This window comes from Terrabacter sp. MAHUQ-38 (assembly GCF_014518425.1).
Lineage (GTDB): Bacteria > Actinomycetota > Actinomycetes > Actinomycetales > Dermatophilaceae > Terrabacter.
Window position 1 is genome coordinate 22,471 of record NZ_JACVCU010000004.1, and the last position, 22,324, is coordinate 44,794.

Here is a 22,324-nt window from a genome sequence, read left to right on the forward strand (position 1 = left end):
GCGGGTCTCAGATCTCCTCGAGGACGGCCGCTCGCAGGGTGTCGAGACCCACGCCGCCGATGTCGAGGGCACGGCGGTGGAACGCCTTGAGGTCGAACGAGTCGCCCTCGCGCTGCTTGAGCTCGTCACGCAGCTGCAGCCAGAGGCGCTCCCCGATCTTGTAGCTCGGGGCCTGACCGGGCCAGCCGAGGTAGCGGTTGAGCTCGAAGCGAAGGATCTTCTCGTCCATGAAGCCGTAGCGGGTCAGGTAGGTCCACGCCTTGTCGTAGTCCCATGCGCCACCGCCGACCTCGTCCGGCGCCTCGAACCCGCAGTGCACGCCGATGTCGATGACGACGCGCGCGGCCCGAAGGGACTGTCCCGCAAGCCAACCCATGCGGTTGCCGGGATCGTCCATGTAACCGAGCTCGGCCATGAGGCGCTCGGCATAGAGCGCCCAGCCCTCGCCGTGGCCCGACGTCCACGACTCGAGGCGCCGCCACTTGTTGAGCAGCTCGGACCGGTAGACGGTCTGCGCGACCTGCAGGTGGTGCCCCGGGACGCCCTCGTGGTAGACGGTCGTCAGCTCGTTCCACGTCCTGAACTCGGTGTTGCCCTTGGGCACGGACCACCACATGCGGCCCGGACGGCTGAAGTCGTCGGAGGGCCCGGTGTAGTAGATGCCGCCGGTCTGGGTCGGCGCGATCATGCACTCGATCTTCTGGACGGGGCCGGGGATGTCGAAGTGGACGTCCTTCAGGTCGGCGATCACCTCGTCGGCCCGCTCCTGCATCCACGCCCGGAGGGCATCCGTGCCGTGCAGGTGGTACCTCTCGTCGGCATCGAGCAGCTCGACGCCGCGCTCGACGTCGGCGCCCGGCTCGAGGCCCTCGGCGATCTCCTTCATCTGGGCGTGGAGGTGGGCGACCTCCTGCTGCCCCCAGCGGTAGGTCTCCTCGAGGTCGACCGCGGCGCCGAGGAAGTAGCGCGACTCGAGCTGGTAACGCTCGATGCCGCAGGCGTCGGCCTCGGGCGCGTGCGGCAGCAGCTCACGCTCGAGCCAGCTCGCGATGTCGCCGTATGCACTCGCGGCCGCCGCGGCGGCAGTGGCGAGCTGCTCCTTGACCTCGCCCACGAGCGGCTCGTCGCCGACGGTCGCACCGGAGACGACCTTGGCGAAGTAGCCGTCGTCGGCCACGAGATCGCGCGACTGCTCGGCGCACGCGGTGACCTGGCGTCGCGGCGAGACCTGGCCGCGCTCCCGGGCGAGCAGCAGCGACTCCTTGTAGCCCTCGAGAGCCTCCGGGATCTTGCCCATGCGCACCGCGAAGGTGCGCCAGTCGGCCTCCGTCGCGTGTGGCATGAGATCGAAGACGTCGCGCACGGCCTGGAGCGGCGACGCGAGGACGTTGAGCGACATCTCGTCGAGCCCGGCGGCATACCGGTCCTCGGAGAGCTGGAGGCGCTCGGTCATCGCGACGACCGTCACCCGGTCGACGTCGTCGGCGGGGGTGGCGGACGCGAGCTCGGAGAGGGTCGCCCGTCGCAGCTCGGAGGCGGCGGCGTTGCCCGCCGGGGACAGGTCATCGAGGTCTTCCTCGCGTCCGGGCACGCCGAGGTAGGTGGCGCTGATCGGGCTGAGGGCGACGGCTGCGTCGAAGTACGACTCCGCGATGCGGTCGACGTCGGTCTGGGGTCGCGCGGTCTGCGCGCTGCTGTCAGTCACCCGGCGAACGTAATCGAGCGCGGACCCGCAGGCCAGCCGATTGCGGGCCGTGGCGTGGCCGGCCTCAGTCGTTCTTGCCGGTGTCGCCCTTGCTGTCGTCGTCGGCGGAGCCGCCGGACACGACGAGCACGACGACCCCGTCGGACGTCGGCGCACCGACGGCGGGCCACGTGCCCACGACCTGGCCCTCGGCGGCATCGGAGGCGATCGTCACCCGCGTCACGCGCAGACCCTTCTCGGGCTCGAGGAGCGAGGCCGCCTGCTTCGCGTCCGAGCCCACGAGGCCCTGCGGCACGACGAACGAGGTGTTGGCCTCGTCGGGCGCGTGGGCACGGCTGACGACGAGAGCGACGGTCTGGCCCGGTGTCATCGGCTCACCCTCGGCGGGGAAGGTCCCCAGGACCTCGCCCTCCGGACTGGTCGAGCGCACGAGCACCCACCGGACGTTGACGCCGTTGCTGATGAGCTCCTTGACGGCGGCCTCACGCGGCTGACCGACGATGCCGCTGGGCACCGTGGAGCCGTCCGCATCGGCAGTGGTCGTCGGGGGCGTCGACGGCGCCGGGGTCGGCGAGCTCGCCGACCTGTTGGTGCCGGACGCGCCCGGCGTGGCGCGGTCGGGGCCCGAGAGCAGCACGAAGACGAGGGCCGCGACGAGGGCCAGCACGACGACGACGAGCACCCACACGATGGCGCTCGGCCCGGTCCTGCGACCTCGGCGCTCGTTCGTGGACCGGCGCAAGCCGGGGGCGGGGGTCCGGTCAGCCGCTGGGGTCGCGGCGGAGCGCACGGCCTCGGCACCGGACGGCGCGGCCTGGAAGGCGGCCGTGGCGCGAGCCGCAGGGCTGGGGGCGTCGACCGCCGAGAGGGCCGCCGTGCTCGCGCCCACGCCGAGGACCGAGGTCGCCGCGCCGAGGGGCAGGGCCCGCGTCGCCGCGTCGGCTCCCGGCTCGCGACGGCGCAGGGCCTGCGCCATGGCCGCGGCGTCCGGATAGCGGTCGCCCGGCGCCTTCGCCGTGGCTCGGGCGACGACCTCGTCGAGGTCGTCGGGCAGGCCGGGCACGCACGAGCTCGGCGACGGGACCGGCTCGTCGAGGTGACGCATCGCGATCGCGACGGGCGTGTCGCCGTCGAAGGGCACGGCTCCGGTGAGCATGTGGAAGAGCAGGATCCCGAGCGAGTAGAGGTCGGACGCCGGGCTCGTCGTCGCGCCGCGGGCCTGCTCGGGCGAGATGTAGGCGGCGGTCCCCATCACCGTGCCCGTGTCGGTGAGCGAGGCCTGGCCGAGCGCCTGGGCGATGCCGAAGTCGGTGACCTTGACGGTGCCGTCGGGACGGACCATGACGTTGCCGGGCTTGATGTCGCGGTGCACGACGCCGGCCCGGTGCGCCACCCCGAGCGCTGAGCAGACCTGCTCGGCGATGCGGACCGCGTCGACCGGGGTGATCCGGCCACGCTCCCGGAGCAGCCGCGCCAGGTCGGTGCCGTCGACGTGCTCCATGACGATGAAGTGGGAGGAACCGTCGACGTCGTAGTCGTACACCTGCGCGATGTTGGGGTGCGCCAGGGCAGCGGCCGTGAGGGCCTCGCGACGGAACCGCTCGACGAAGTCGGGGGAGTCGGCGAACTCCGGGGCCAGCACCTTGACCGCGACCGTGCGTCCGAGACGCTCGTCGGTCGCGAGGTGGACCTCTCCCATGCCGCCGATGGCGATGCGCTCACGCAGCGTGTAGCGCTGGGCGAGGCGGACCACGGCGGACGAGTCGACGGACATGAGCGAAAAGCCTAGGGGAGGGAGCGGTGTGTCGGCCAACCGAGCCAGGGTGTGGACCCGTCGACCGGGGCCGCCGCGTGCGGGAGAGCCTGCGGTGGGCCGGCGCTGGTCACCGCGGCAGGCCGCTGGCGCGCCAGCCGCCACTCGCGCGGGAGGGCCCGACGAGCCGCCACGACGGGTCGGACCACGCCGAGCGCGGGTGGTCGTCCGCACCTGCCGGCTCACCGCCGCCGACGGCGCTGAGCACGGCGACGAGGGCCGCGACCTCCTCCGGCGTGGGGTTGCCGGACACCCGGATCGTCGGCGGCACGGTGGCCTCGGTGCCTGCTGCGCCGCCGGACGCGGGGGCCGTTCCGGCGCTCACACTGCTCACAGCGCTGACAGTGCTCACAGTGGGATGTTCCCGTGCTTCTTGGGTGGGAGCGTCTCGCGCTTGTTGCGCAGGGCGCGCAGGGCGCGGGTGACGTTCATCCGGGTGTTGGAGGGGCTGATGACGGTGTCGATGTAGCCGCGTTCGGCCGCGACGTAGGGGTTGGCGAGGGTCTCCTCGTAGTGCGTGACGAGCTCGGCGCGGCGGGCCTCGACGTCGCCGCCCTGCTCGGCGGTGGCGGCGAGCTCCTTGCGGTAGAGGATGTTGACGGCGCCCTGGGCGCCCATGACGGCGATCTGCCCGGTGGGCCAGGCGAGGTTGATGTCGGCGCCGAGGTGCTTGGAGCCCATGACGTCGTAGGCGCCGCCGTAGGCCTTGCGGGTGATGACGGTGATCTTGGGGACGGTGGCCTCGGCGTAGGCGTAGATGAGCTTGGCGCCGCGGCGGATGATGCCGTCCCATTCCTGGCTGGTGCCGGGCAGGAAGCCGGGAACGTCGACCAGGGTGAGGACGGGCACGTTGAAGCAGTCGCAGGTGCGCACGAACCGGGCGGCCTTCTCGGAGGCGTCGATGTCGAGGCAGCCGGCGAACTGCAGCGGCTGGTTCGCGACGATGCCCACGGACATGCCGTCGATGCGGGCGAAGCCGGTGAGGATGTTGGGCGCGAACAGCGGCTGCACCTCGAGGAAGTCGGGGCCGTCGTCGCCCGGGTCGACGAGGTGCTCGATGACCTGCTTCATGTCGTAGGGCACGTTGGGCGAGTCCGGGATGCAGGTGTCGAGCCAGAGGTCGTCGTCGGTGACACTCAGGTCGGCCTCGCCGTCGCCGTAGGCGGGCGGGTTCTCCAGGTTGTTGCTCGGCAGGTAGGACAGCAGCGCCTTGACGTAGTCGATGGCGTCCTGCTCGTCGGTGCCCATGTAGTGCGCGACGCCGGACTTGCTGTTGTGGGTCAGGGCTCCGCCGAGGTCCTCGAAGCCGACGTCCTCGCCGGTCACGGTCTTGATGACGTCGGGGCCGGTGATGAACATGTGGGACGTGTGGTCGACCATGACCGTGAAGTCGGTGATCGCGGGGGAGTAGACCGCGCCGCCGGCGCACGGGCCCATGACGAGGCTGATCTGCGGGATGACTCCGGAGGCGCGCACGTTGCGGAAGAAGATCTCGCCGTACAGCCCGAGGGAGACCACGCCCTCCTGGATCCGGGCGCCGCCGGAGTCGTTCAGGCCGATGACGGGGCAGCCGATCTTCATGGCGAAGTCCATGACCTTGACGATCTTCTCGCCGAAGACCTCGCCGAGGGAGCCGCCGAAGACGGTGAAGTCCTGCGCGAAGACGGCGACCTGCCGGCCGTCCACGAGGCCGTAGCCGGTGACGACGCCGTCGCCGTAGGGGCGGTTCTTCTCCTGGCCGAAGTTGTTGCTGCGGTGCCGGGCGTACTTGTCCAGCTCGATGAAGGTGCCCTCGTCGAGCAGCATCGCGATGCGTTCGCGGGCGGTCTTCTTGCCGCGCGCGTGCTGCTTGTCGACCGCGCGCTCCGACCCGGCGTGCGCGACCTCGGCCACCCGCCGCTTAAGGTCGGCCAGCTTGCCCGCCGTCGTGCTGAGGTCGGGTCCGTCCGAGGTGCTGGTGGGCTGCTCTGCCACGGCGTGATCGCTTGCCATGTCCGGCACTCTAGCCTTGGAAACGTGCGCGATCCGTTTGACTCCGGCTCTGTCAGTGCGGCCTTGGTCACGTCCGACCGGCCGTGGCGTGGGGTCGAGTTCCACCCTGCCCTCGGCTCCACGAACACCCGGCTGCGCGAGCTGCTGGCCACTGAGCCGGGGGCGTATGCCGCCGGGCCGGGGGAGCCGCCCAGCGGCCTGTGGTGGGTGGTGACCACCGACCACCAGACCGGTGGGCGAGGACGGCTCGGCCGCGCGTGGACCGTGCCCGACCGGGCCTCGCTCGCGGTCAGCGTCGCCGTCCCGGTGAGCGACCGGACGCAGGCCGGCTGGATGCCGCTCCTGGCCGGACTGGCGCTGTCGCGAGCCGTGCGGGAGGTGTCGGCCGCCGCAGGGCACGAGCTGACCCCGCGTCTCAAGTGGCCCAACGACGTGCTCCTCGCCGACGACGGCGACCGCAAGGTGAGCGGGATCCTCTGCGAGCTCGTGACGGTCGGTGGCGCACACGCGGTCGTCGTCGGCACGGGGGTCAACGTCGACCAGACCCGCGACGAGCTGCCGGTCGACACGGCCACCTCGCTGGTGCTGTCCGGGGCGACCGTCCGTCGCGAGGACCTCCTCGTGTCCTACCTCGACCACCTCGTCGCCGTGCTTCCGGGCGCCGGACCCCGGGGTGGCGCGGAGGCGGCCCGGACGGCATACCGGGAGGCCTGCTCGACCATCGGCGCGCGGGTACGGGTGGACCTGCCGGGGGGCGGGGCGGCCGAGGGGACGGCCACCGCGGTCGACGACGACGGCGCACTCGTCGTGAGCACGGAGCAGGCCTTGCGCAGCTTCGCGGCGGGCGACGTCGTGCACGTCCGACGCGCGGGCGCGGGGCTGGCATGATCGGGCCATGACCGAGCCGGGCCAGCCAGTCGGGCGGGCGAGCGAGGACTACACCGAGCAGCTGCTCGGACGTCCGCTCGAGCTGCGCCGACGCGACGTGAGCCGCGGCGCCGAGGTGTCGCTGCTCTCGGCGCGCAGGTTCTGGCACGCGCTCGGCTTCCCCGTCGTCGACACCGACGACGAGCTGTTCACCGAGGCCGACCGCAAGGCGCTGGCGGCGGTCGCCGGCATCGTCCGCGACGGCCTGCTCGACGAGCCGACGGCTCTCGCGATGACGCGCGCCTTCGCCCGCTCTGCCGACCGACTCGCCGGCTGGCAGTCCCAGCTCATCGCGGAGGCCGTCGAGGCCCACATGTCCGCCGCGCTCGCCGACGAGAGCGACGACGCCGACGGCGAGACGCGGTCGGTGCCGAGCCTCGAGACCGCGACCGAGACCGCCAAGCGCCTCGCGGTGCTGACCGACCGGCTCGAGCCGCTCCTCGTCTACGCGTGGCGGCGGCACCTGTCGGCCACGGTGTCGCGCATGCTCGCCGACGCCGACCCCGAGGCGTACGGCATGACGAAGATGCGCTCCGTCGGCTTCGCCGACCTCGTCAACTTCACGGCGCTCGTGCGGCGCATGTCCGAGCGGGACCTGGCCCGTCTCGTGTCACGCTTCGAGGCGCTCTCGGCCGACGTCATCACGGCCCACGGCGGCCGACTCATCAAGACGGTCGGCGACGAGGTGCTCTTCACGACCGTCGGAGCCGCTCCTGCCGCCGCCATCGCGCTCGACCTCGTCGAGACGATGACCCAGGACGACGTGCTGCCCGACGTGCGCTGCGGCATGGCTCGCGGGCCGATCATCTCCCGCCTCGGTGACGTCTTCGGCACGACGGTCAACCGCGCCTCCCGCCTCACGGCCGTCGCCCAGGCGGGGAGCGTCCTCGTCGACGCGTCGATGGCGCGCGAGCTCGCCAACCTCTCCGGCTTCGAGCTGACGGGGCAGCGCCGGCGCATCCTGCGCGGCGTCGGCCCGGTGACCCCCTCGCTGCTGCGCCGCGCGACCTCCGCGGGCCGCCGCTCGGTGTCGGAGACCCGGGCGCCGGACCCCGAGACCCCCGAACCCTCGCGCACCGACGCGTGAGCCCACAAGGAGACCCACCTATGCCGTCAACGCCGACCGCGCCCGACGCCCACCGCCCGCTCGTCCGTGTCGAGCGGTTCGAGGACCCGGGGCTGGAGCACGTGGCCGAGGTCGTCCTCGACCGGCCGGAGGCGATGAACGCGGTCTCGACGGCGATGGCCCGCGCCATCGCGACGGCGACCTCGCAGGTGGCCGCCGACGACACGGTGCGCTGCGTCGTGCTGACCTCGAGCCACGAGAAGGCCTTCTGCGTCGGCGCCGACCTCAAGGAGCGCAGCTCCTTCACCGACGCGGACCTCATGGAGCAGCGTCCGGTGGCGCGGGCGGCATACGGCGGCGTCCTCGACCTGCCCGTGCCGGCGATCGCGGCGGTCGACGGTTTCGCCCTGGGCGGCGGGTTCGAGCTCGCCCTGTCGTGCGACGTCGTCGTCGCGGGCGAGGACGCGCTGGTCGGGCTGCCCGAGGTGAGCGTCGGGGTCATCCCCGGCGGCGGCGGCACCCAGCTGCTCGTGCGCCGGGTCGGCTGGTCGCGGGCGGCCCGGGCGATCTTCACGGCGGCCCGCCTCCCGGCCCGCGAGGCGCTCGAGCTCGGTGCGGTCGACGAGGTCGTGGCCACCGGGACCGCCCGCGACCGTGCGCTCGAGCTGGCGCGCACCATCGCGGCCAACTCCCCCGTGGGGCTGCGCAACGCGAAGCGCGCCATGCGCCTCGGCTCGGACGTCGACCTCGCCGCCGGCCTCGAGATCGAGGACGCGTGCTGGCGGGCGACGGCGTTCTCCGGCGACCGGCGCGAGGGGGTCGCCGCCTTCGCCGAGAAGCGTCGGCCCACCTGGCCCGGACGTTGACGACTCCGATTGCGCTGTGGGCGTTACGCATCGGCGGCCCTGACGGGTCGTTGGCCGTGTCCCCGGGGCGTCGGGGTGCAAATCGGGCTGTTGTCGATAGGCTCACGACGGTCGGTGCACCCCCGGGCCGGCCAATCTGAGGACGGTGACATGACGCGAGTGCTCCTGGCGGAGGACGACCCAGCCATCTCCGAGCCGTTGGCGCGCGCGCTGCGGCGCGAGGGCTACGACGTCGACGTGCGCGAGGACGGTGCGGCTGCCCTGGACGGCGCCAAGGAGAACCCCGACCTCGTGCTGCTCGATCTCGGACTGCCGAAGATCGACGGCCTCGAGGTGTGCCGCCGCATCCGGGCCGAGGGCCGCACCATCCCTGTCCTCATCCTCACGGCCCGCGCCGACGAGGTCGACACGGTCGTGGGACTCGACGCCGGCGCCGACGACTACGTCACCAAGCCGTTCCGGCTCGCCGAGCTGCTCGCGCGGGTCCGGGCACTGCTGCGACGCACCCCGACCGAGGTCGTCGCGTCCGGGGAGCTCGTACGGATCGACTCCGACGGCCGCCGCGCCTGGTTCAAGGGCGAGGAGCTGCAGCTGACGGCCAAGGAGTTCGACCTGCTGCGCGTCCTCGTTCGCGAGCAGGGCAAGGTCGTCTCCCGCGAACAGCTCATGCGCGAGATCTGGGACACCGCGTGGTTCGGCTCCACGAAGACCCTCGACATGCACATCTCGGTGCTGCGGCGAAAGCTCGGTGACGATGCGACGTCACCGCAGTACATCGCCACGGTCCGCGGCGTCGGCTTCCGGTTCGAGCGACCCCAGGCCGACTGACCGTGAGGCGCACGCTCGACCGGATGGCGCTCGTCGTGGCGGCGGTGTGCGCCGGGCTCTCCGTGCTGCTGTCGACCGGGGTCGTCGCCTGGGTCGTCACCCAGCGGCCCGAGGTCGTGCGTGACTGGCTCGGGTCCGAGCCGACGCTCGGGGTGGCCCGCTTCGGCACGGCAATGCTCGTCGTGGGGGCGCTCAGCGGACTCGCCGCGTACGCCGTCACGCTGGGCACGCGCCAGCACGTCGAGCGCTCGTCCAAGGAGCTCGTCGACCTCGCGACCCGCTTCGCCGCCGGTGAGGCGCGACTGACGCCGGTCCACTCGTCCATCGACGAGATCGACCACGTGTCCGGTGTCATGACGAGGCGGGCCCACGACATGACGAAGTCGCTGGCCGCCGAGCGCGACTTCGCGGCAGACGCCTCCCACCAGCTGCGCACGCCCCTGACCGCGCTGCTCATGCGCCTCGAGGAGATCTCCGAGACCGACGACGCCGAGGTCGTCAAGGAGGAGGCCAACATCGCCATCGCCCAGGTCGAGCGCCTCACGCGCGTCGTCGACGACCTGCTCGGCCGCACCCGCGGGGCCGGTGGGCCCTCGCCCGCGGTGTCGCTCGACTCCGTCATCGCGGCCCTCCAGCGCGAGTGGCAGCCGGCGTTCGAGCAGGCGCGCCGCTCGGTGCGCGTGCGAGGTGAGCGCGGCCTGTTCGTCAGGTCGACGCCCGTGGCGCTGTCGCAGGTGCTCTCGACGCTCCTCGAGAACTCCCTCGTCCACGGCCGCGGCACGGTCGACGTCCACGCGCGGCGGTCCGGGCCCTCCGTGATCGTCGAGGTGAGCGACCAGGGCGACGGTGTGCCGGCCGCGATGGCACCACACATCTTCGAACGCTCGGTCAGCAGCGGCGCCGGGGGCAGCACGGGCCTGGGCCTCGCGCTCGCGCGCGACCTCGCCGAGTCCAACGGCGGACGCCTCGACCTCGTGCAGGCCCAGCCGGCGCGGTTCGCGCTCTTCCTCTCCGAGGCAGAAACCGGCTGAGCCCGCTCCACCGGGCTCGGCGAACCCTCCCGGAACTCCCGGTTCTGCGGGGTAGGGTGCCCGCGTGAGGCGGCTGCATGAGTTCCTGTTCGTGCGCCACCGCCACAACTGGGTGCTGCTGCTCCGGTTCGCGGCGGTGGGCGCGTCGGGCGTGCTCGTCAACCTGCTCACCCTCGTCGTCGTCAAGAAGCTCGGGCCGGCCTTCGAGCAGGCCATCGTCGGCCTTCCGGCGACCGAGTACAACGTGCGCTGGTACCACGTGTACTCGACGATCGCCTTCGTCGTCGCGAACCTCTGGAACTTCCAGCTCAACCGCACGTGGACCTTCCGCACGGCGAGGCACGCGCGGTGGTGGCACGAGTACTGGCCGTTCCTCGCCGTCGGGCTGCTCGGCCAGGTCGTCGGTCTCGTGCTGCTGACCCTGCTCATGCACCGCGACTCGCCGATGCACCTGCCGACGACCCTGCTCGACGACTCGACGGGGTTCCGGACGCGGCTCTACTGGGCGCAGCTCATCGTCATCGGCGTCGTGACGCCGATCTCCTTCGTGCTCAACAAGCTGTGGACCTTCGCGGCCGTGCGCACGCACCACCCCGACCTGGCCGACCCGATCCACGCCGAGGTGGTGCTGCACGACGAGGGCGACGAGCCGGGCGAGGTCACCGGCCGGCCGGCGCAGGCCGTCCCGGGCCCCCACGACCCGCTGCACTGAGTCCGACTACGCTTGGCCGACGTGAGCCAGCCGAAGCGCGCCCCCGGAGGTTTCCCCGTCGTCGGTGTCGTCGGCGGCGGACAGCTCGCCCGGATGATGCAGGGCCCGGCCGTCGAGCTCGGCATCCAGCTCAGCGTGCTCGCCGAGACCGACACCGCAGCGGCGGCCCTCGTCGTGCCGAGCTCACCCGTCGGTGAGCACACCGACCTCGACGCCGTGCGAGCCTTCGCGCGGCAGTGCGACGTCGTCACGTTCGACCACGAGCACGTGCCTGCGCACGTCCTGGCGGCTCTCGAGGACGACGGCGTGACCATCCACCCGACCCGGGCCGCGCTCCACTTCGCCCAGGACAAGCTCGCGATGCGCGAGCGGCTCACCGGGCTCGGCATCGCGTGTCCGCGCTGGGCCCGCGCCACGACGGCCGAGGAGGTCACGGCATTCGGCGACGAGGTGGGCTGGCCGGTCGTCGCCAAGACCCCCCGCGGCGGCTACGACGGCAAGGGCGTGGCGGTTGCCGGTTCGGCCGACGAGCTCGCCGACTGGCTCGCTCGCGTCGGCGAGCCCGGCCCGCTCGAGGGCGGGCTGCTCCTCGAGGAGAAGGTCGACTTCGTCCGGGAGCTGGCCGTGCTCATCGCGCGCAGCCCCTCCGGCCAGGCGGCGGCGTGGCCCGTCGTCGAGACCGTGCAGACCGACGGCATCTGCACCGAGGTGCTCGCTCCGGCGCCCGGGCTCGACCCGGGCCTCGCGTCGGTCGCGACCGAGGCGGGGCTGCGGATCGCCGGCGAGCTCGGTGTGACGGGCGTCCTCGCGGTCGAGATGTTCGAGGTGCGTGGCGACTCGGGCGAGCCGACCTACGTCGTCAACGAGCTGGCGATGCGCCCGCACAACAGCGGCCACTGGTCGATGGACGGCGCCGTCACGGGACAGTTCGAGCAGCACCTGCGGGCCGTCCTCGACCTGCCCCTCGGCGACCCGAGGCCGCTGGCTCCGTGGACGGTCATGGCCAACGTCCTCGGCGGCGACCGGCCGGAGCACGAGGAGCTCTACTCGGCCTACCGCCACATCATGGCGCGGGACCCCGGGGCCAAGGTCCACGTCTACGGCAAGGGTGTGCGCCCGGGTCGCAAGATCGGCCACGTCAACGTGAGCGCCACCGACCTCGGCGCCGCCCGCGACCGCGCGGGCCATGCCGCCGACTACCTCCGAGGAGTGATCACGGAATGAGCGCGACCGCAGCCACGCCACCGAGCAACGCAGGCGCCCCGCCTGTCGTCGGCATCGTCATGGGCAGCGACAGCGACTGGCCCGTGATGCGCGAGGCCGCGCTCGCCCTCGAGGAGTTCGGCATCCCCTACGAGGCCGATGTCGTCTCGGCGCACCGGATGCCCGACGAGATGATCGCCTACGGCCAGGGCGCCGCCGAGCGGGGCCTACGCGCGATCGTCGCCGGCGCCGGTGGGGCCGCGCACCTGCCGGGCATGCTCGCCTCCGTGACGCCCCTCCCGGTCATCGGCGTGCCGGTGCCGCTCAAGTACCTCGACGGGATGGACTCGCTGCTGTCCATCGTGCAGATGCCGGCCGGCGTGCCCGTCGCCACCGTCTCGATCGGTGGCGCCCGCAACGCCGGACTGCTGGCGGCCCGCATCGTCGGCACCGGTGGCGACGAGCTCGGCGCCGACGTGCGCGAGCAGATGCTCGTCTTCCAGGCCGACCTGCGCGACCAGGCCCATGCCAAGGGCACGTTGCTGCGCGAGCACGTGGCCCGCGGGCTCTCCGACTGAGCCCACCCCGTCGGCGCGTGGCCCGTCCCGGTCCTCGCTGACGGCATACGCCGTCGGTCAGGCGGGCGAGTCGAGGAAGTCGCGAACGGTGCGGGTGAACGCCTCGGGCTCGGTGGCGTGCACCAGGTGCCCGGCGTCGATGCGGACCAGTCGCCCGTCGGCGACCGTGGTGGCCATCTCGGCGACGTGCGCGGGCGGCATCGGGCTGCTCGGACCGCCCCACACGACCAGGGCCGGCGCCGTGACCGCGGCCACGACCTCCGGCCACCGCCGATCGGGGGCGTCGATCTGCGCGCGGACCTGCAGCACCGCCTCCCAGTCGAAGGCGAGCTCACCCGACGGCCGTACCGGGGGCCGGGGCTCGCGGGGATGCGGCACCGGCACGTCCTCGAGCACCAGTCGGCGCACGAGGTCCGGACGGCCGCTCGCGACGAGGCAGGCGACGAGCCCGCCGAGCGAGTGGGCGACGACGTCCACCGCGCGGTGCCCGCCGTCGGACCGGGACTCGTCGTGGAGCCGCTCCACGGTGACCGTCAGGTCCTGCGCGAGGTCAGGCAGCGCGTACGCACCCGGCCACGGGCTCGCACCGTGGCCGCGGAGGTCGACGGCGACGACGAGCCGGTCAGCCGCGAGTGCTTCCGCCACCTCGGCCCAGTCGGCCGACGTTTCTCCCGTCGCATGCACGAGCACGACGGCCCGCCGGGCGCCGCGAGCGCCCCACCGTCGCTCGTGCAGGGTGACGCCGGCCACGGTCACTGGTCGCGAGGTCAGTCGGTCACGGCGTCGGCGCCGTCGCCCGGCTTGACCCGGGAGTACTCGATCTTCGGGCAGGTGTCCATGACGACCGCGAGCCCGGCCTGCTCGGCACGCCGCGCGGCGTCCTCGTCGATGACGCCCAGCTGCAGCCACAGGGCCTCGATGCCCAGCCGCTCGCGCTCGGCGAGCGCCTCGTCGACGACCTGGCCGACCCGGCTGCTGTTGACGAAGCAGTCGACGACCTTGACGACCGTGCCGTCCGGGATGTCGGCGAGCGTCTTGTGGCCCTGGGCACCGTGCACCTCGGCGCCGCTCGGGTGCACCGGCACGAGGCGCATGCCCAGCTCGCGCTGCAGCCACAGGGCCACCCGGTATGCCGTGCGGTCGGGGTTGTCGCCGAGACCCACGACCGCCCAGGTCGCCGGCGTGTTGAGCAGGTCGCGGATGACGGCTGGGTCGTTCTGGTGCAGCGGTCTCATACGGCCATCCTCACACGCTCCCGGGCGCCGATCGCGTCCAGACCCGCTCCAACCGGCCGTGGTTGGATGGCTGGATGCGATTCGGAATGTTCGTTCCCCAGGGCTGGCGCATGGATCTCGTCGGCATCGAGCCGGCCCAGCAGTGGGAAGCCATGGTCAACCTCGCCAGGCACGCCGACGACGGCGACGTCTTCGAGTCCATCTGGGTCTACGACCACTTCCACACGACGCCACAGCCGTCGAGCGAGGCGACCCACGAGGCATGGACGCTCATGGCCGGCTTCGCGGCCGCGACGAGCCGGGTCCGTCTCGGCCAGATGTGCACGTGCATGGCGTACCGCAACCCCGCCTACCTCGCGAAGGTCGCGGCGACCGTCGACGTCATCTCCGGCGGGCGCACCGAGATGGGGATCGGTGCCGGCTGGTACGAGCACGAGTGGCGCGCGTACGGCTACGGCTTCCCCAGGGCGGGCGACCGCCTCGGCGCGCTCCGCGAGGGCGTCCAGATCTTCCGCGACATGTGGACCAAGGGCGAGGCGACGCTCCACGGCAAGTACCACCAGGTCGACGGCGCCATCTGCGCGCCACGGCCCCTTCAGGGCACGAGCCGCCCGGGCAGCGAGGCCAACGGCATCCCGATGTGGATCGCCGGCGGCGGCGAGAAGGTGACCCTGAAGATCGCGGCCGAGTACGCCGACTACACGAACTTCGACGGCACTCCCGAGGTCTTCGACCACAAGAGCGAGGTCCTCAAAGGCCACTGCGACGACCTCGGCCGCGACTTCGGCTCGATCGTCCGGTCGGCCGACTACAACGTCGTCATCGGTGAGACCGAGGCCGACGTCGAGGACCGCCTGCGCTTCCACGGCGAGCTGCTGCGCCGGGGTGGCGTGTCCGACGCCAAGGTCGAGGCACACGTCGAGAACCTCCGCCGCCAGCCGGCCGTCGGCACGCCCGAGCAGATCGTCGAGATGCTGGGGAACATGCAGTCGCGGGGCATGACGTACGCCATCATGTACTTCGGCGAGGCGGCCTACGACCGCTCCGGCATCGAGCTCTTCGAGGACAAGGTCGCACCCGAGCTCGCGTCGTGACGCCGCCTCCCGGCACGGTGTGCGCCGCTACCAGGCGGTCCAGCCGCCGTCGACGGCCACGACCTGTCCGGTGACGTAGGCCGACGCGTCCGAGGCGAGCCAGGTGACGACGCCGCGGAAGTCGTCCTCGGTGCCCATCCGGCCCAGGGGAGTGAGGCGCTCGTAGCGCTCGACGAACGCGTCGTCCTGCCCACGGGCGATCCCTCCGGGCGCGAACGCGTTGACCCGCACGTCGGGCGCGAGCACGGTCGAGAGGTAGCGGGTCAGCTGTGCGAGGCCGCCCTTGCTCGCCGCGTACGCCGCCGGGTTGCCCATCCTCGTGCCCTCGTAGAGACCCATGTTGGGGCCGACGAGTCCGTAGATGCTCGACACGTTGACGACGCTGCCGTGACCGCCGGTCCGGAGCAGTGGGGCGAGACGCCGGGTCAGGGAGAAAGGGGCCGTCAGGTTGAGGGCGAGCGCCATCGCGAACGCCTCGTCGGTCTGCTCCTCGAAGGGCACGGCATACCCGGGGACTCCGGACGTCCCGGTGAACGCGGCGTTGTTGACGAGGATGTCGCATGCACCGAGCTCGTTGAGGGCATCGACGACGGACGACAGCCCTCGCGGGTCAAGGAGGTTCGCGCCGAGCGCACGGTGGCCGGACCCGGGGAGGTCGTTGGCCGTCGCGGCGCACGAGGACTCGTCGAGGTCCACGACGACGACCCGCGCGCCCGCCCCGGCCAGCGCCTCGGCGAGCACGCTGCCGAGAGGCCCGGCGCCGCCGGTCACGACGGCCGTCCGCCCGGCGAGCGAGGTCGTGGGGTCGGTCGTCATCGCAGGTCCTCCGTCGGGGTGGCGCCGGCGTCGGTGGCGTCGAGCCACGGAAGGCTGATGAGGCCGGCGCCGATGAGCGCCTCGATGAGCCGGAACTCGTACTCGTCGTCGATCGAGAACGCCTGCGCCTCGGGGATCTCCAGTCCTTCATGGGTGCCCTCGTCGAACCACGACGCCTCGAGGCGACGGACGAAGTCGGCGCGCCAGAGGTAGAAGTTGCCGTTGATGCGCAGGAACCGGTCGGCGTCCTGACGGCGCGTGACGCCCGTGCCGGACGGGAAGAACCGGGTCAGGGCTCCGTCGCGCGCGTCGTCGGGACGTACCCCGACCCAGACCGGGTTGAAGGTCGGCTCGGAGACGCTGATGACCCCGTCGAGCGCTGGGGCGGTCGCCAGCCGGCGCGCGGCCTCGGCGAGCTGGGCCGGCACCCGGGCGGGGCTCGTGGGGTCGAGCAGCAGCACCGCGTCGTACGCCACACCCTCCTCGTGCTCGACCCACTCCAGGGCGTGCCGGACGACGGGGGCCATCGGGGTGTCGTCGGCGGCGAGCGCGGCAGGGCGCAGGAACGGCGCCTCACCCCCATGGGAGCGGGCGACGTCGGCGATCTCCTCCGAGTCGGTGGTCACGACGCAGCGGGTCACCTCCGGCGTCAGGGCGGCCGCCCTGACGCTGTGCGCGATGAGGGGCAGCCCCCGGAGGGGGCGGATGTTCTTGCCGGGCAGCCCCTTCGAGCCCCCACGGGCAGGGATGACCGCGAGGATTCGCGGCGCGGAGTCGGTCACTCGGTCTCCTGGTGCGTGGTGGTGGCGGCGCGAGCGGCGTCGCAGAGCCGGAGGGCGGCGATCCCGTCGGTGAGCGTGGCCGGCGCTCCGCGGGCGATCCGCTGGTCGACAGGAGCCGTCGGGGAGAGGTCGAGCGCGGCGCGAGCCTGGGCTCCCATGACGATGTCGCGGTCGAGGTCATGGTCGAAGACCTGTTCGGTGACCTCGCCCGATGCCGTCGTGTGGCGCACGGTCGCCCGGACCACGTCCCACTCGAGGGTGCCGCCGGCCGAGCGCATCACGAGGCCTCTGCTGGTCGGTCGGGTGATGTAGTCCAGACGGGTCGTCACCGTGACGTCGCGCTCGGCCGACCAGAGGAGGGTCGCGGCCTGGTCGGCCTCGATCTCGAGCGGCCCGGAGGTCTCGACTCGGGCCCCGATGAGCGCGGGCGTGCCGAAGAGCACTGTGGCGTAGTCGATCTCGTGCACGAGGTCACGCAGCACGCCGCCCTCGTCGGGCCGGGCCGAGTAGGACTCGCGGTAGTCGCGGTCGGGCCGCCAGTCGGGGAGCCACGACTGCGACCACACGTGCGCCGAAGCGGCGCCGTCGACGTGCCCGACGAGCCGGCGCAGGTGGCGGAAGGCCTCATGGGCGCGCAGGGGAGCGGCCACCCAGACGGCGGCCGCGCGGGGGTGGCCGCCGAGGACGTCGGCCTCGGCGGCGGTCGGGGCCACGGGCTTCTCGACGAGGACGGCGGTGGCCCCGGCGTCGAGCGCCTCGATCGCGTCGGCGACGTGACGGGACGTGTCGGTGGCCACGACGACGAGGGCGGCGCCGGGCAGGGCGCGGGGGCCGGTGGCGTCGTCGAGCAGTCGCGCCCCGGTGGACTCGTCGAGGTCGCCGACGCCCGCGCCCCGCTCGCGCACCGGCCACAGGGACACGTCGGCGCCGACCTGCCGGAAGACCCGCGCGTGGCGCTGCCCGATCGAGCCGGAGCCGCGCACGACGACGCCGGCGCTCACGTCGCGCTCACCCGGTCCTCCTTCGCCCTAGTAGGTTCACCATCGTGGCAGATCACCCGGATGCTCCCGTGCCCGAGGCGTCGACGTCCGCGTCGCTCGGCGCGCACTCGGTGATCTACCTCGTCGGCACGGCGCTGCAGGGCCTCGGTGTCCTCCTCGTGCTCCCCTTCGCCACGCGGCTGCTCGGGCAGACCGAGTACGGCAAGGTCGCGACGGCCCTCGTGGTCATCCAGATGATCGGCACCGTCGCGGCCGCTGGGCTGCCGCAGGTGATCCTGCGCGAGTACCACCGGGGCGACGACGGGCCGCGAGCCGGCCGCGCCCTGGCCGGCACCATGGTCGGGCTCGCCGTGGGCATCGGCGTCGTCGGGGTCGCTCTCGGGGTGGTCCTGTCCGCGGCCGGTCCGGTCGACCTCGGCCAGTGGTGCCTCGTCGTCGCAGCGAGCGCCGCGCTGACCACCGTGGTGGCCGGGCAGTCGCTCGCGCGGGCCCGGCTGCGGCCCCTGCACTTCCTCCTCCTCGCCGTCGCCTCGACCGTGGTGGCTCACCTCTCGGGACTGCTTGCGGCACAAGGGGACCGGTCGTCTCGAACGTACCTCATGGCATACACCATCGCGCTCGTCGTCGCTGCGGTGCTCGCGATGCTCGTCGGCCGCCCACTGCCGCCGACCTCGGCGCGCGAGCGCGTGCGGGCGGGGGTCCGGCTGGCGGCCCCGCTTCTACCGCAGGCCGTGGCGATGCTGGGCCTGGTGATGGGCGACGTGCTGCTCGCGAGCCGCCTGCTCGGCGATGCCGCGGCCGGCAACTACCAGGTGGCCCTGCAGCTGGGGAACATCCCGTTCGTCCTCGCAGTGGCGCTCTTCAACGGCTGGAGCCCCCTCGTGCTCTCGCACCCGGAGGGGCGCCGCTGGGGCTGGACGCGCCGCACCGGCACCGCCCTGCTCGTCGTGGTCGTCGTCGGCTCGGGACTCGTGGGCGCGACGGGCTACTGGCTCGCGCACGTCGTCGCCGGCGCGGACTTCGCGGTCGGCGACATCGGCGCGACCGTCGCGGTGCTCAGCCTGGTGGCCGCGCTCTACATGCTCTACCAGGGCTCGTCGCTAGCCGTCCTCGACAGCGAGCGCACCGGGCTGCTGGCGCTCGCGGCCGTCGCCGGCGTCGTCGTGCTCGTGCTCGCTGCCGTCCCCCTGGCGGCGGACTACGGGATCGCGGGCATCGCCCTCGCCAAGCTCGCCGGCTACGCGGTGCTCATGGTCGCGACGGTCGTCCCTGCGCGGCGCTCGCTGCGCTGGCCGGTCGAGGCCTGGCTCGCCCTCGGCGTAGCGGTGCTCGCGGCCTTCCTCTCGGCCGCCGGGGGGCCGATCGCCGGCATCGGCGTCGGCCTCGTGCTGCTCGTCGGCGGGGCCGTCATCGCACCGCGAATCGTGCGGACGCTGCGCCGATAGGATGAGGCGCTCGCCCGGCCGACCGATCGCCGGCCCGCACCGACACGCAGGAGAGACGCTTTCGTGGTGACACCGCTCGTCCACATGGGGTTGGGCTACGACGACCTCCTCGTGCCGGCCCTCGTGCACGCCGGCTTCGACACGAAGGACCTCATCCTCGTCGTCCGGACGGACGCCAACCTCGCGTGGGTGCGCAAGCACGCCCCGCTCGCCACGACCGTCCGGCTGCCGTATGCCGCCGCCCGCAAGGCCAACGTCGTCAGTGGCCTGGCGCCGCACGCCGCTCTCAAGCGCGCCTGTGCCGGGGTGGGACTCGACCCGCTCGACCTGCTCGTCAGCGAGCGTGCCCTGCGCCGCAACCGCGTCGACACCGCGATGAACTTCCTCAACCTCGCCGCCGAGGAGCTCGAGTCGGTCATCGCCGGTCGCGGCCCCGTGCTCGCGCTCGTCGAGTTCACCGTGACGTCCGAGCTGCTCACGGCGGGCCTCGTGACCCACCACGGCGGGCTCGCGACGTGGCCCCGGGGCATCCGGCTGCCCTCCGACCGCTTCGGTCTCATCGGTGCGCCCAAGGGGATCACCCTGTGGGAGCGGCAGGTCGAGGACCCGTCGGCGATCACGGCCGGCCAGGCGTTCATCGACGGGTGGCGCGCCGAGCACGGGCGCCCCATGGGCTTCGCCCGCAACCTCAAGGTAGAGACGGGTCAGGAGATCTGGCGGCTCGCGAGCGACCGCATCAAGGAGTTCGCCGTCGACCGCGGGGCGAACCTCCAGCTCCCGCGTCCGTCCGACTACGCGCGTCTGCCGTGGCTCAACCCCATCAAGGCGCGGCTCAACCTGCGCGAGTACCAGGACCGCCGCTGGGACGCCGTGCCCGAGCGTTTCGTCTTCCTGCCGCTGCAGGTGCAGCCCGAGTCGAGCGCCGACGTCATGGGCCAGGAGTGGCGCGACCAGGCCTACACGGCACGCGTCCTCGCCGAGGCCCTCGCGCCGCTCGACATCGGCGTCGCCGTCAAGGAGCACGCGCACTTCATGTGGCGGCGCGACCCCGACTACTGGCCGCAGTTCGACGCCCACCCGAACATCGCGACCATCGACCCGTTCGCCGACTCGCGCGAGCTCATGAAGCAGGCCGTGTTCACCGTGACGGCGACGGGCACCGTCGGCCTCGAGGCCGGGCTGCTCGGCCTGCCCGTCGTGACCGGCGCTGAGATGCCGTGGAGCGGTCTCGGCAACGTGGCGCGCCTGGACTCGCCCGACGACCTCGCGCAGTTCGTCGCCGACCGGGCGTGGGAGTCCCTGCGCGCCGACCAGGCCTCGATCGACGAGTGGTTCGTCCACGACTACGTGCGCAACTCGTGGGAGGGCCTCGTGCTCGACCCGCCGCGCGTCCCGGCCGTGCTCGAGCCCGACAACATCCGCAAGGTCGGCGGCGCGCTCGGCGAGGCCGCCGCGTCGCTCGGCCACGGCGTCGCGGCCGCGCCCACCGCGTCCGGGACGGCCTGACGTGGGCACCGTCGAAGCGGGCTGGGTCGTCCTCGGCGCCGGCGGCCACGCGCGCTCGGTCGTCGACGTCCTCGAACGTGCCGGCCACGCGGTCGTCGCCGTGAGCGGTGCGGATCCCACCGCCGACCACGGCGGCGAGCCCTGGCACGTCGACGTACTCCCCGACGACCGCGAGGCGTTCGAGCTCATTGCGGCGCGCGGGTTGCACGCCGTCGTCGCGATCGGGGCCAACCCGGCCCGCAACGGCCTCGTCCACGCGCTCGTCGCCCGCGGCCTCTCCGTACCGCCCGTCGTCGCGTCGACCGCGACGGTCTCGCCGCGGAGCGTCCTCGGCGCCGGCACCGTCGTGCTCGAGCACGCGCACGTCGGCCCGTGGACCGTGGTCGGCGAGGCGGTCATCGTCAACACCGGTGCGGTCGTGGAGCACGACTGCCGGGTGGGTGCCGGGGCACACGTCGCTCCCGGGGCCGTGCTGCTCGGCGGCGCAGCCGTCGGGGACGGCGCACTCGTCGGCAGCGGTGCGCGCATCCTGCCCCGCGTCACCGTCGGCTCGCGCGCGACCATCGGCGCCGGCGCCGTCGTCACCGGACCCGTGCCCGACGGGCAGACCGTGGTCGGCGTCCCCGCCGTCACCCGAGGCACACGACGACCTGGAGGAACACTGTGATCGACCCCCTGAACGCGGTCCACCCCGTCTCGATCGGCGCCGCGACGGTGCCGACCCCGGGCGACGTCTACGTCATCGCCGAGGCCGGCGTGAACCACAACGGCGACCTCGACCTCGCCCACCGGCTCGTCGACATCGCGGCGGCCTCGGGAGCGGATGCCGTCAAGTTCCAGACCTTCTCACCCGAAAAGCTCGTCTCGTCCACCGCCGCGACGACGCCCTACCAGCGCGACCGGGGCGGCAGCTCCGACCAGCGCAGCCTGCTCGAGGCGCTGACCCTGCCCAAGGACGCGTGGGTCGAGCTGCGCGACCACGCGACCGAGGCCGGCACGACGTTCCTGTCGACGCCCTTCGACCTCGACAGCGCCGAGATGCTCGTCGACCTCGGCCTCCCGGCTCTCAAGGTCAGCTCCGGCGAGCTGACCAACCTGCCCTACCTGCGCGAGATGGCGCGGCTCGGCGTCGTGCTCCTGGTGTCCACCGGCATGGGCACCGAGGACGAGGTCGAAGCCGCCGTCGAGGCGTGTGCCGAGGCACCCGGGCTCGTGCTCTTCCACTGCGTCTCGGCCTACCCGGCTCCCGTGGAGGAGTGCAACCTCCGGGTCATCCCGCGTCTCACCGAGCTGCACGGCATACCCGTCGGCTGGTCGGACCACACGTCCGGGCTCACGACGGCCCTCGGCGCGGTCGCCCTCGGCGCCCCCATCCTCGAGAAGCACTTCACGAGCGACCGCACGCTGCCCGGCCCCGACCACCAGGCGAGCCTCGAGCCGGGCGCGCTGACCGAGTACGTCACGGCCACGAAGCAGCTGGCCGTCGCGCTCGGTGACGGCGTGAAGGTGCGGATGCCGTCGGAGGAGGAGAACGCCGTGCTCGTACGCCGGTCGTGGCACGCGGCGCGCGCCCTGACCGCGGGCACCCAGGTGGCCGGCGACGACCTGCAGCTGTTGCGGCCCGAGGGCGGCGTCAGCCCGGCCGTCGACATCCGCGGCCGTGTCCTCGCGCGGGACGTCGCCGCCGGCGCCCCCGTGACCGACGACGACCTGGCTCGCTGACC

Annotated in this window: 22 protein-coding genes; 13 read left to right on the forward strand and 9 right to left on the reverse strand. The window is 72.9% G+C overall.

What is annotated here, in order from left to right:
- Window positions 1-7: 7 nt before the first annotated feature.
- From H9I49_RS15350 to H9I49_RS15365, 4 genes are all read right to left on the reverse strand, one after another.
- On the reverse strand, window positions 8-1,705 hold the full coding sequence (locus H9I49_RS15350) for a DUF885 domain-containing protein (protein WP_188031282.1): 1,698 nt from the start codon (window positions 1,703-1,705) through the stop codon (window positions 8-10).
- 64 nt (window positions 1,706-1,769) lie between these two features.
- Window positions 1,770-3,479, reverse strand: a complete 1,710-nt coding sequence (pknB, locus tag H9I49_RS15355) for a Stk1 family PASTA domain-containing Ser/Thr kinase (protein WP_188031283.1) — start codon at window positions 3,477-3,479, stop codon at window positions 1,770-1,772.
- A 109-nt stretch (window positions 3,480-3,588) separates the two neighbouring features.
- Complete coding sequence (locus H9I49_RS24500) at window positions 3,589-3,852, reverse strand: acyl-CoA carboxylase subunit epsilon (RefSeq protein WP_188031284.1); 264 nt, start codon at window positions 3,850-3,852, stop codon at window positions 3,589-3,591.
- A 14-nt stretch (window positions 3,853-3,866) separates the two neighbouring features.
- Window positions 3,867-5,510, reverse strand: a complete 1,644-nt coding sequence (locus H9I49_RS15365; protein ID WP_188031285.1) for an acyl-CoA carboxylase subunit beta — start codon at window positions 5,508-5,510, stop codon at window positions 3,867-3,869.
- Between the two features lie 24 nt (window positions 5,511-5,534).
- On the opposite strand from H9I49_RS15365, the gene H9I49_RS15370 reads away from it, so the two are divergent.
- The 8 genes from H9I49_RS15370 (at window position 5,535) to purE (ending at window position 12,721) form a co-directional block, all read left to right on the forward strand.
- A complete protein-coding gene (locus H9I49_RS15370; RefSeq protein ID WP_370587595.1) occupies window positions 5,535-6,398 on the forward strand; it encodes a biotin--[acetyl-CoA-carboxylase] ligase in 864 nt (287 codons plus the stop codon).
- Between the two features lie 7 nt (window positions 6,399-6,405).
- Window positions 6,406-7,524 (forward strand): adenylate/guanylate cyclase domain-containing protein, encoded by a 1,119-nt coding sequence (locus H9I49_RS15375; RefSeq protein ID WP_255524020.1) that lies wholly within the window; start codon window positions 6,406-6,408, stop codon window positions 7,522-7,524.
- A 20-nt stretch (window positions 7,525-7,544) separates the two neighbouring features.
- Window positions 7,545-8,369: an enoyl-CoA hydratase/isomerase family protein gene (locus tag H9I49_RS15380; protein ID WP_188031286.1), complete on the forward strand. Its 825-nt coding sequence runs from the start codon at window positions 7,545-7,547 to the stop codon at window positions 8,367-8,369.
- Window positions 8,370-8,519: 150 nt separating this feature from the next.
- Window positions 8,520-9,197: a response regulator transcription factor gene (locus H9I49_RS15385; RefSeq protein ID WP_188031287.1), complete on the forward strand. Its 678-nt coding sequence runs from the start codon at window positions 8,520-8,522 to the stop codon at window positions 9,195-9,197.
- Between the two features lie 2 nt (window positions 9,198-9,199).
- Window positions 9,200-10,228, forward strand: a complete 1,029-nt coding sequence (locus H9I49_RS15390; protein ID WP_188031288.1) for a HAMP domain-containing sensor histidine kinase — start codon at window positions 9,200-9,202, stop codon at window positions 10,226-10,228.
- Between the two features lie 64 nt (window positions 10,229-10,292).
- Window positions 10,293-10,940, forward strand: a complete 648-nt coding sequence (locus H9I49_RS15395) for a GtrA family protein (protein WP_188031289.1) — start codon at window positions 10,293-10,295, stop codon at window positions 10,938-10,940.
- Window positions 10,941-10,961: 21 nt separating this feature from the next.
- On the forward strand, window positions 10,962-12,164 hold the full coding sequence (locus H9I49_RS15400) for a 5-(carboxyamino)imidazole ribonucleotide synthase (protein WP_188031290.1): 1,203 nt from the start codon (window positions 10,962-10,964) through the stop codon (window positions 12,162-12,164).
- Window positions 12,161-12,721, forward strand: a complete 561-nt coding sequence (gene purE, locus H9I49_RS15405; protein ID WP_188031291.1) for a 5-(carboxyamino)imidazole ribonucleotide mutase — start codon at window positions 12,161-12,163, stop codon at window positions 12,719-12,721. The genes H9I49_RS15400 and purE overlap by 4 nt, the downstream gene beginning before the upstream one ends.
- 57 nt (window positions 12,722-12,778) lie before the next feature.
- Here the strand turns inward: purE and H9I49_RS15410 are convergent, their stop codons facing one another.
- Together H9I49_RS15410 and H9I49_RS15415 are read right to left on the reverse strand one after the other, a co-directional pair.
- Window positions 12,779-13,471: an alpha/beta fold hydrolase gene (locus H9I49_RS15410; RefSeq protein WP_188031292.1), complete on the reverse strand. Its 693-nt coding sequence runs from the start codon at window positions 13,469-13,471 to the stop codon at window positions 12,779-12,781.
- Between the two features lie 17 nt (window positions 13,472-13,488).
- Window positions 13,489-13,956 (reverse strand): CoA-binding protein, encoded by a 468-nt coding sequence (locus H9I49_RS15415; RefSeq protein WP_188031293.1) that lies wholly within the window; start codon window positions 13,954-13,956, stop codon window positions 13,489-13,491.
- A gap of 74 nt (window positions 13,957-14,030) precedes the next feature.
- Between H9I49_RS15415 and H9I49_RS15420 the strand changes: the two genes are divergently transcribed.
- Window positions 14,031-15,050, forward strand: coding sequence for an LLM class F420-dependent oxidoreductase (locus tag H9I49_RS15420; RefSeq protein WP_188031294.1), 1,020 nt, complete (start codon window positions 14,031-14,033; stop codon window positions 15,048-15,050).
- A gap of 27 nt (window positions 15,051-15,077) precedes the next feature.
- Here the strand turns inward: H9I49_RS15420 and H9I49_RS15425 are convergent, their stop codons facing one another.
- The 3 genes from H9I49_RS15425 to H9I49_RS15435 are packed head-to-tail and all read right to left on the reverse strand — an operon-like array spanning window position 15,078 to window position 17,649.
- Window positions 15,078-15,866, reverse strand: a complete 789-nt coding sequence (locus H9I49_RS15425; RefSeq protein ID WP_188031295.1) for an SDR family oxidoreductase — start codon at window positions 15,864-15,866, stop codon at window positions 15,078-15,080.
- Entirely contained in the window at window positions 15,863-16,648 is a 786-nt protein-coding gene (locus tag H9I49_RS15430) for an acylneuraminate cytidylyltransferase family protein (RefSeq protein WP_188031296.1), read from the reverse strand. The genes H9I49_RS15425 and H9I49_RS15430 overlap by 4 nt, the downstream gene beginning before the upstream one ends.
- Window positions 16,645-17,649 (reverse strand): Gfo/Idh/MocA family oxidoreductase, encoded by a 1,005-nt coding sequence (locus H9I49_RS15435; RefSeq protein WP_188031297.1) that lies wholly within the window; start codon window positions 17,647-17,649, stop codon window positions 16,645-16,647. Before H9I49_RS15435 ends, H9I49_RS15430 begins: the two co-directional genes overlap by 4 nt.
- Window positions 17,650-17,693: 44 nt before the next feature.
- Between H9I49_RS15435 and H9I49_RS15440 the strand changes: the two genes are divergently transcribed.
- The 4 genes from H9I49_RS15440 (at window position 17,694) to H9I49_RS15455 (ending at window position 22,322) form a co-directional block, all read left to right on the forward strand.
- Window positions 17,694-19,094, forward strand: coding sequence for an oligosaccharide flippase family protein (locus H9I49_RS15440; protein WP_188031298.1), 1,401 nt, complete (start codon window positions 17,694-17,696; stop codon window positions 19,092-19,094).
- Window positions 19,095-19,160: 66 nt separating this feature from the next.
- Window positions 19,161-20,600 carry a hypothetical protein gene (locus H9I49_RS15445; RefSeq protein WP_370587596.1) on the forward strand — a complete coding sequence of 480 codons (1,440 nt, stop codon included), beginning with the start codon at window positions 19,161-19,163 and terminating at the stop codon, window positions 20,598-20,600.
- 1 nt (window position 20,601) lies between these two features.
- Window positions 20,602-21,267: an acetyltransferase gene (locus H9I49_RS15450; protein WP_188031299.1), complete on the forward strand. Its 666-nt coding sequence runs from the start codon at window positions 20,602-20,604 to the stop codon at window positions 21,265-21,267.
- On the forward strand, window positions 21,264-22,322 hold the full coding sequence (locus H9I49_RS15455; protein ID WP_188031300.1) for an N-acetylneuraminate synthase family protein: 1,059 nt from the start codon (window positions 21,264-21,266) through the stop codon (window positions 22,320-22,322). Before H9I49_RS15450 ends, H9I49_RS15455 begins: the two co-directional genes overlap by 4 nt.
- The last annotated feature ends 2 nt before the right edge of the window (window positions 22,323-22,324 follow it).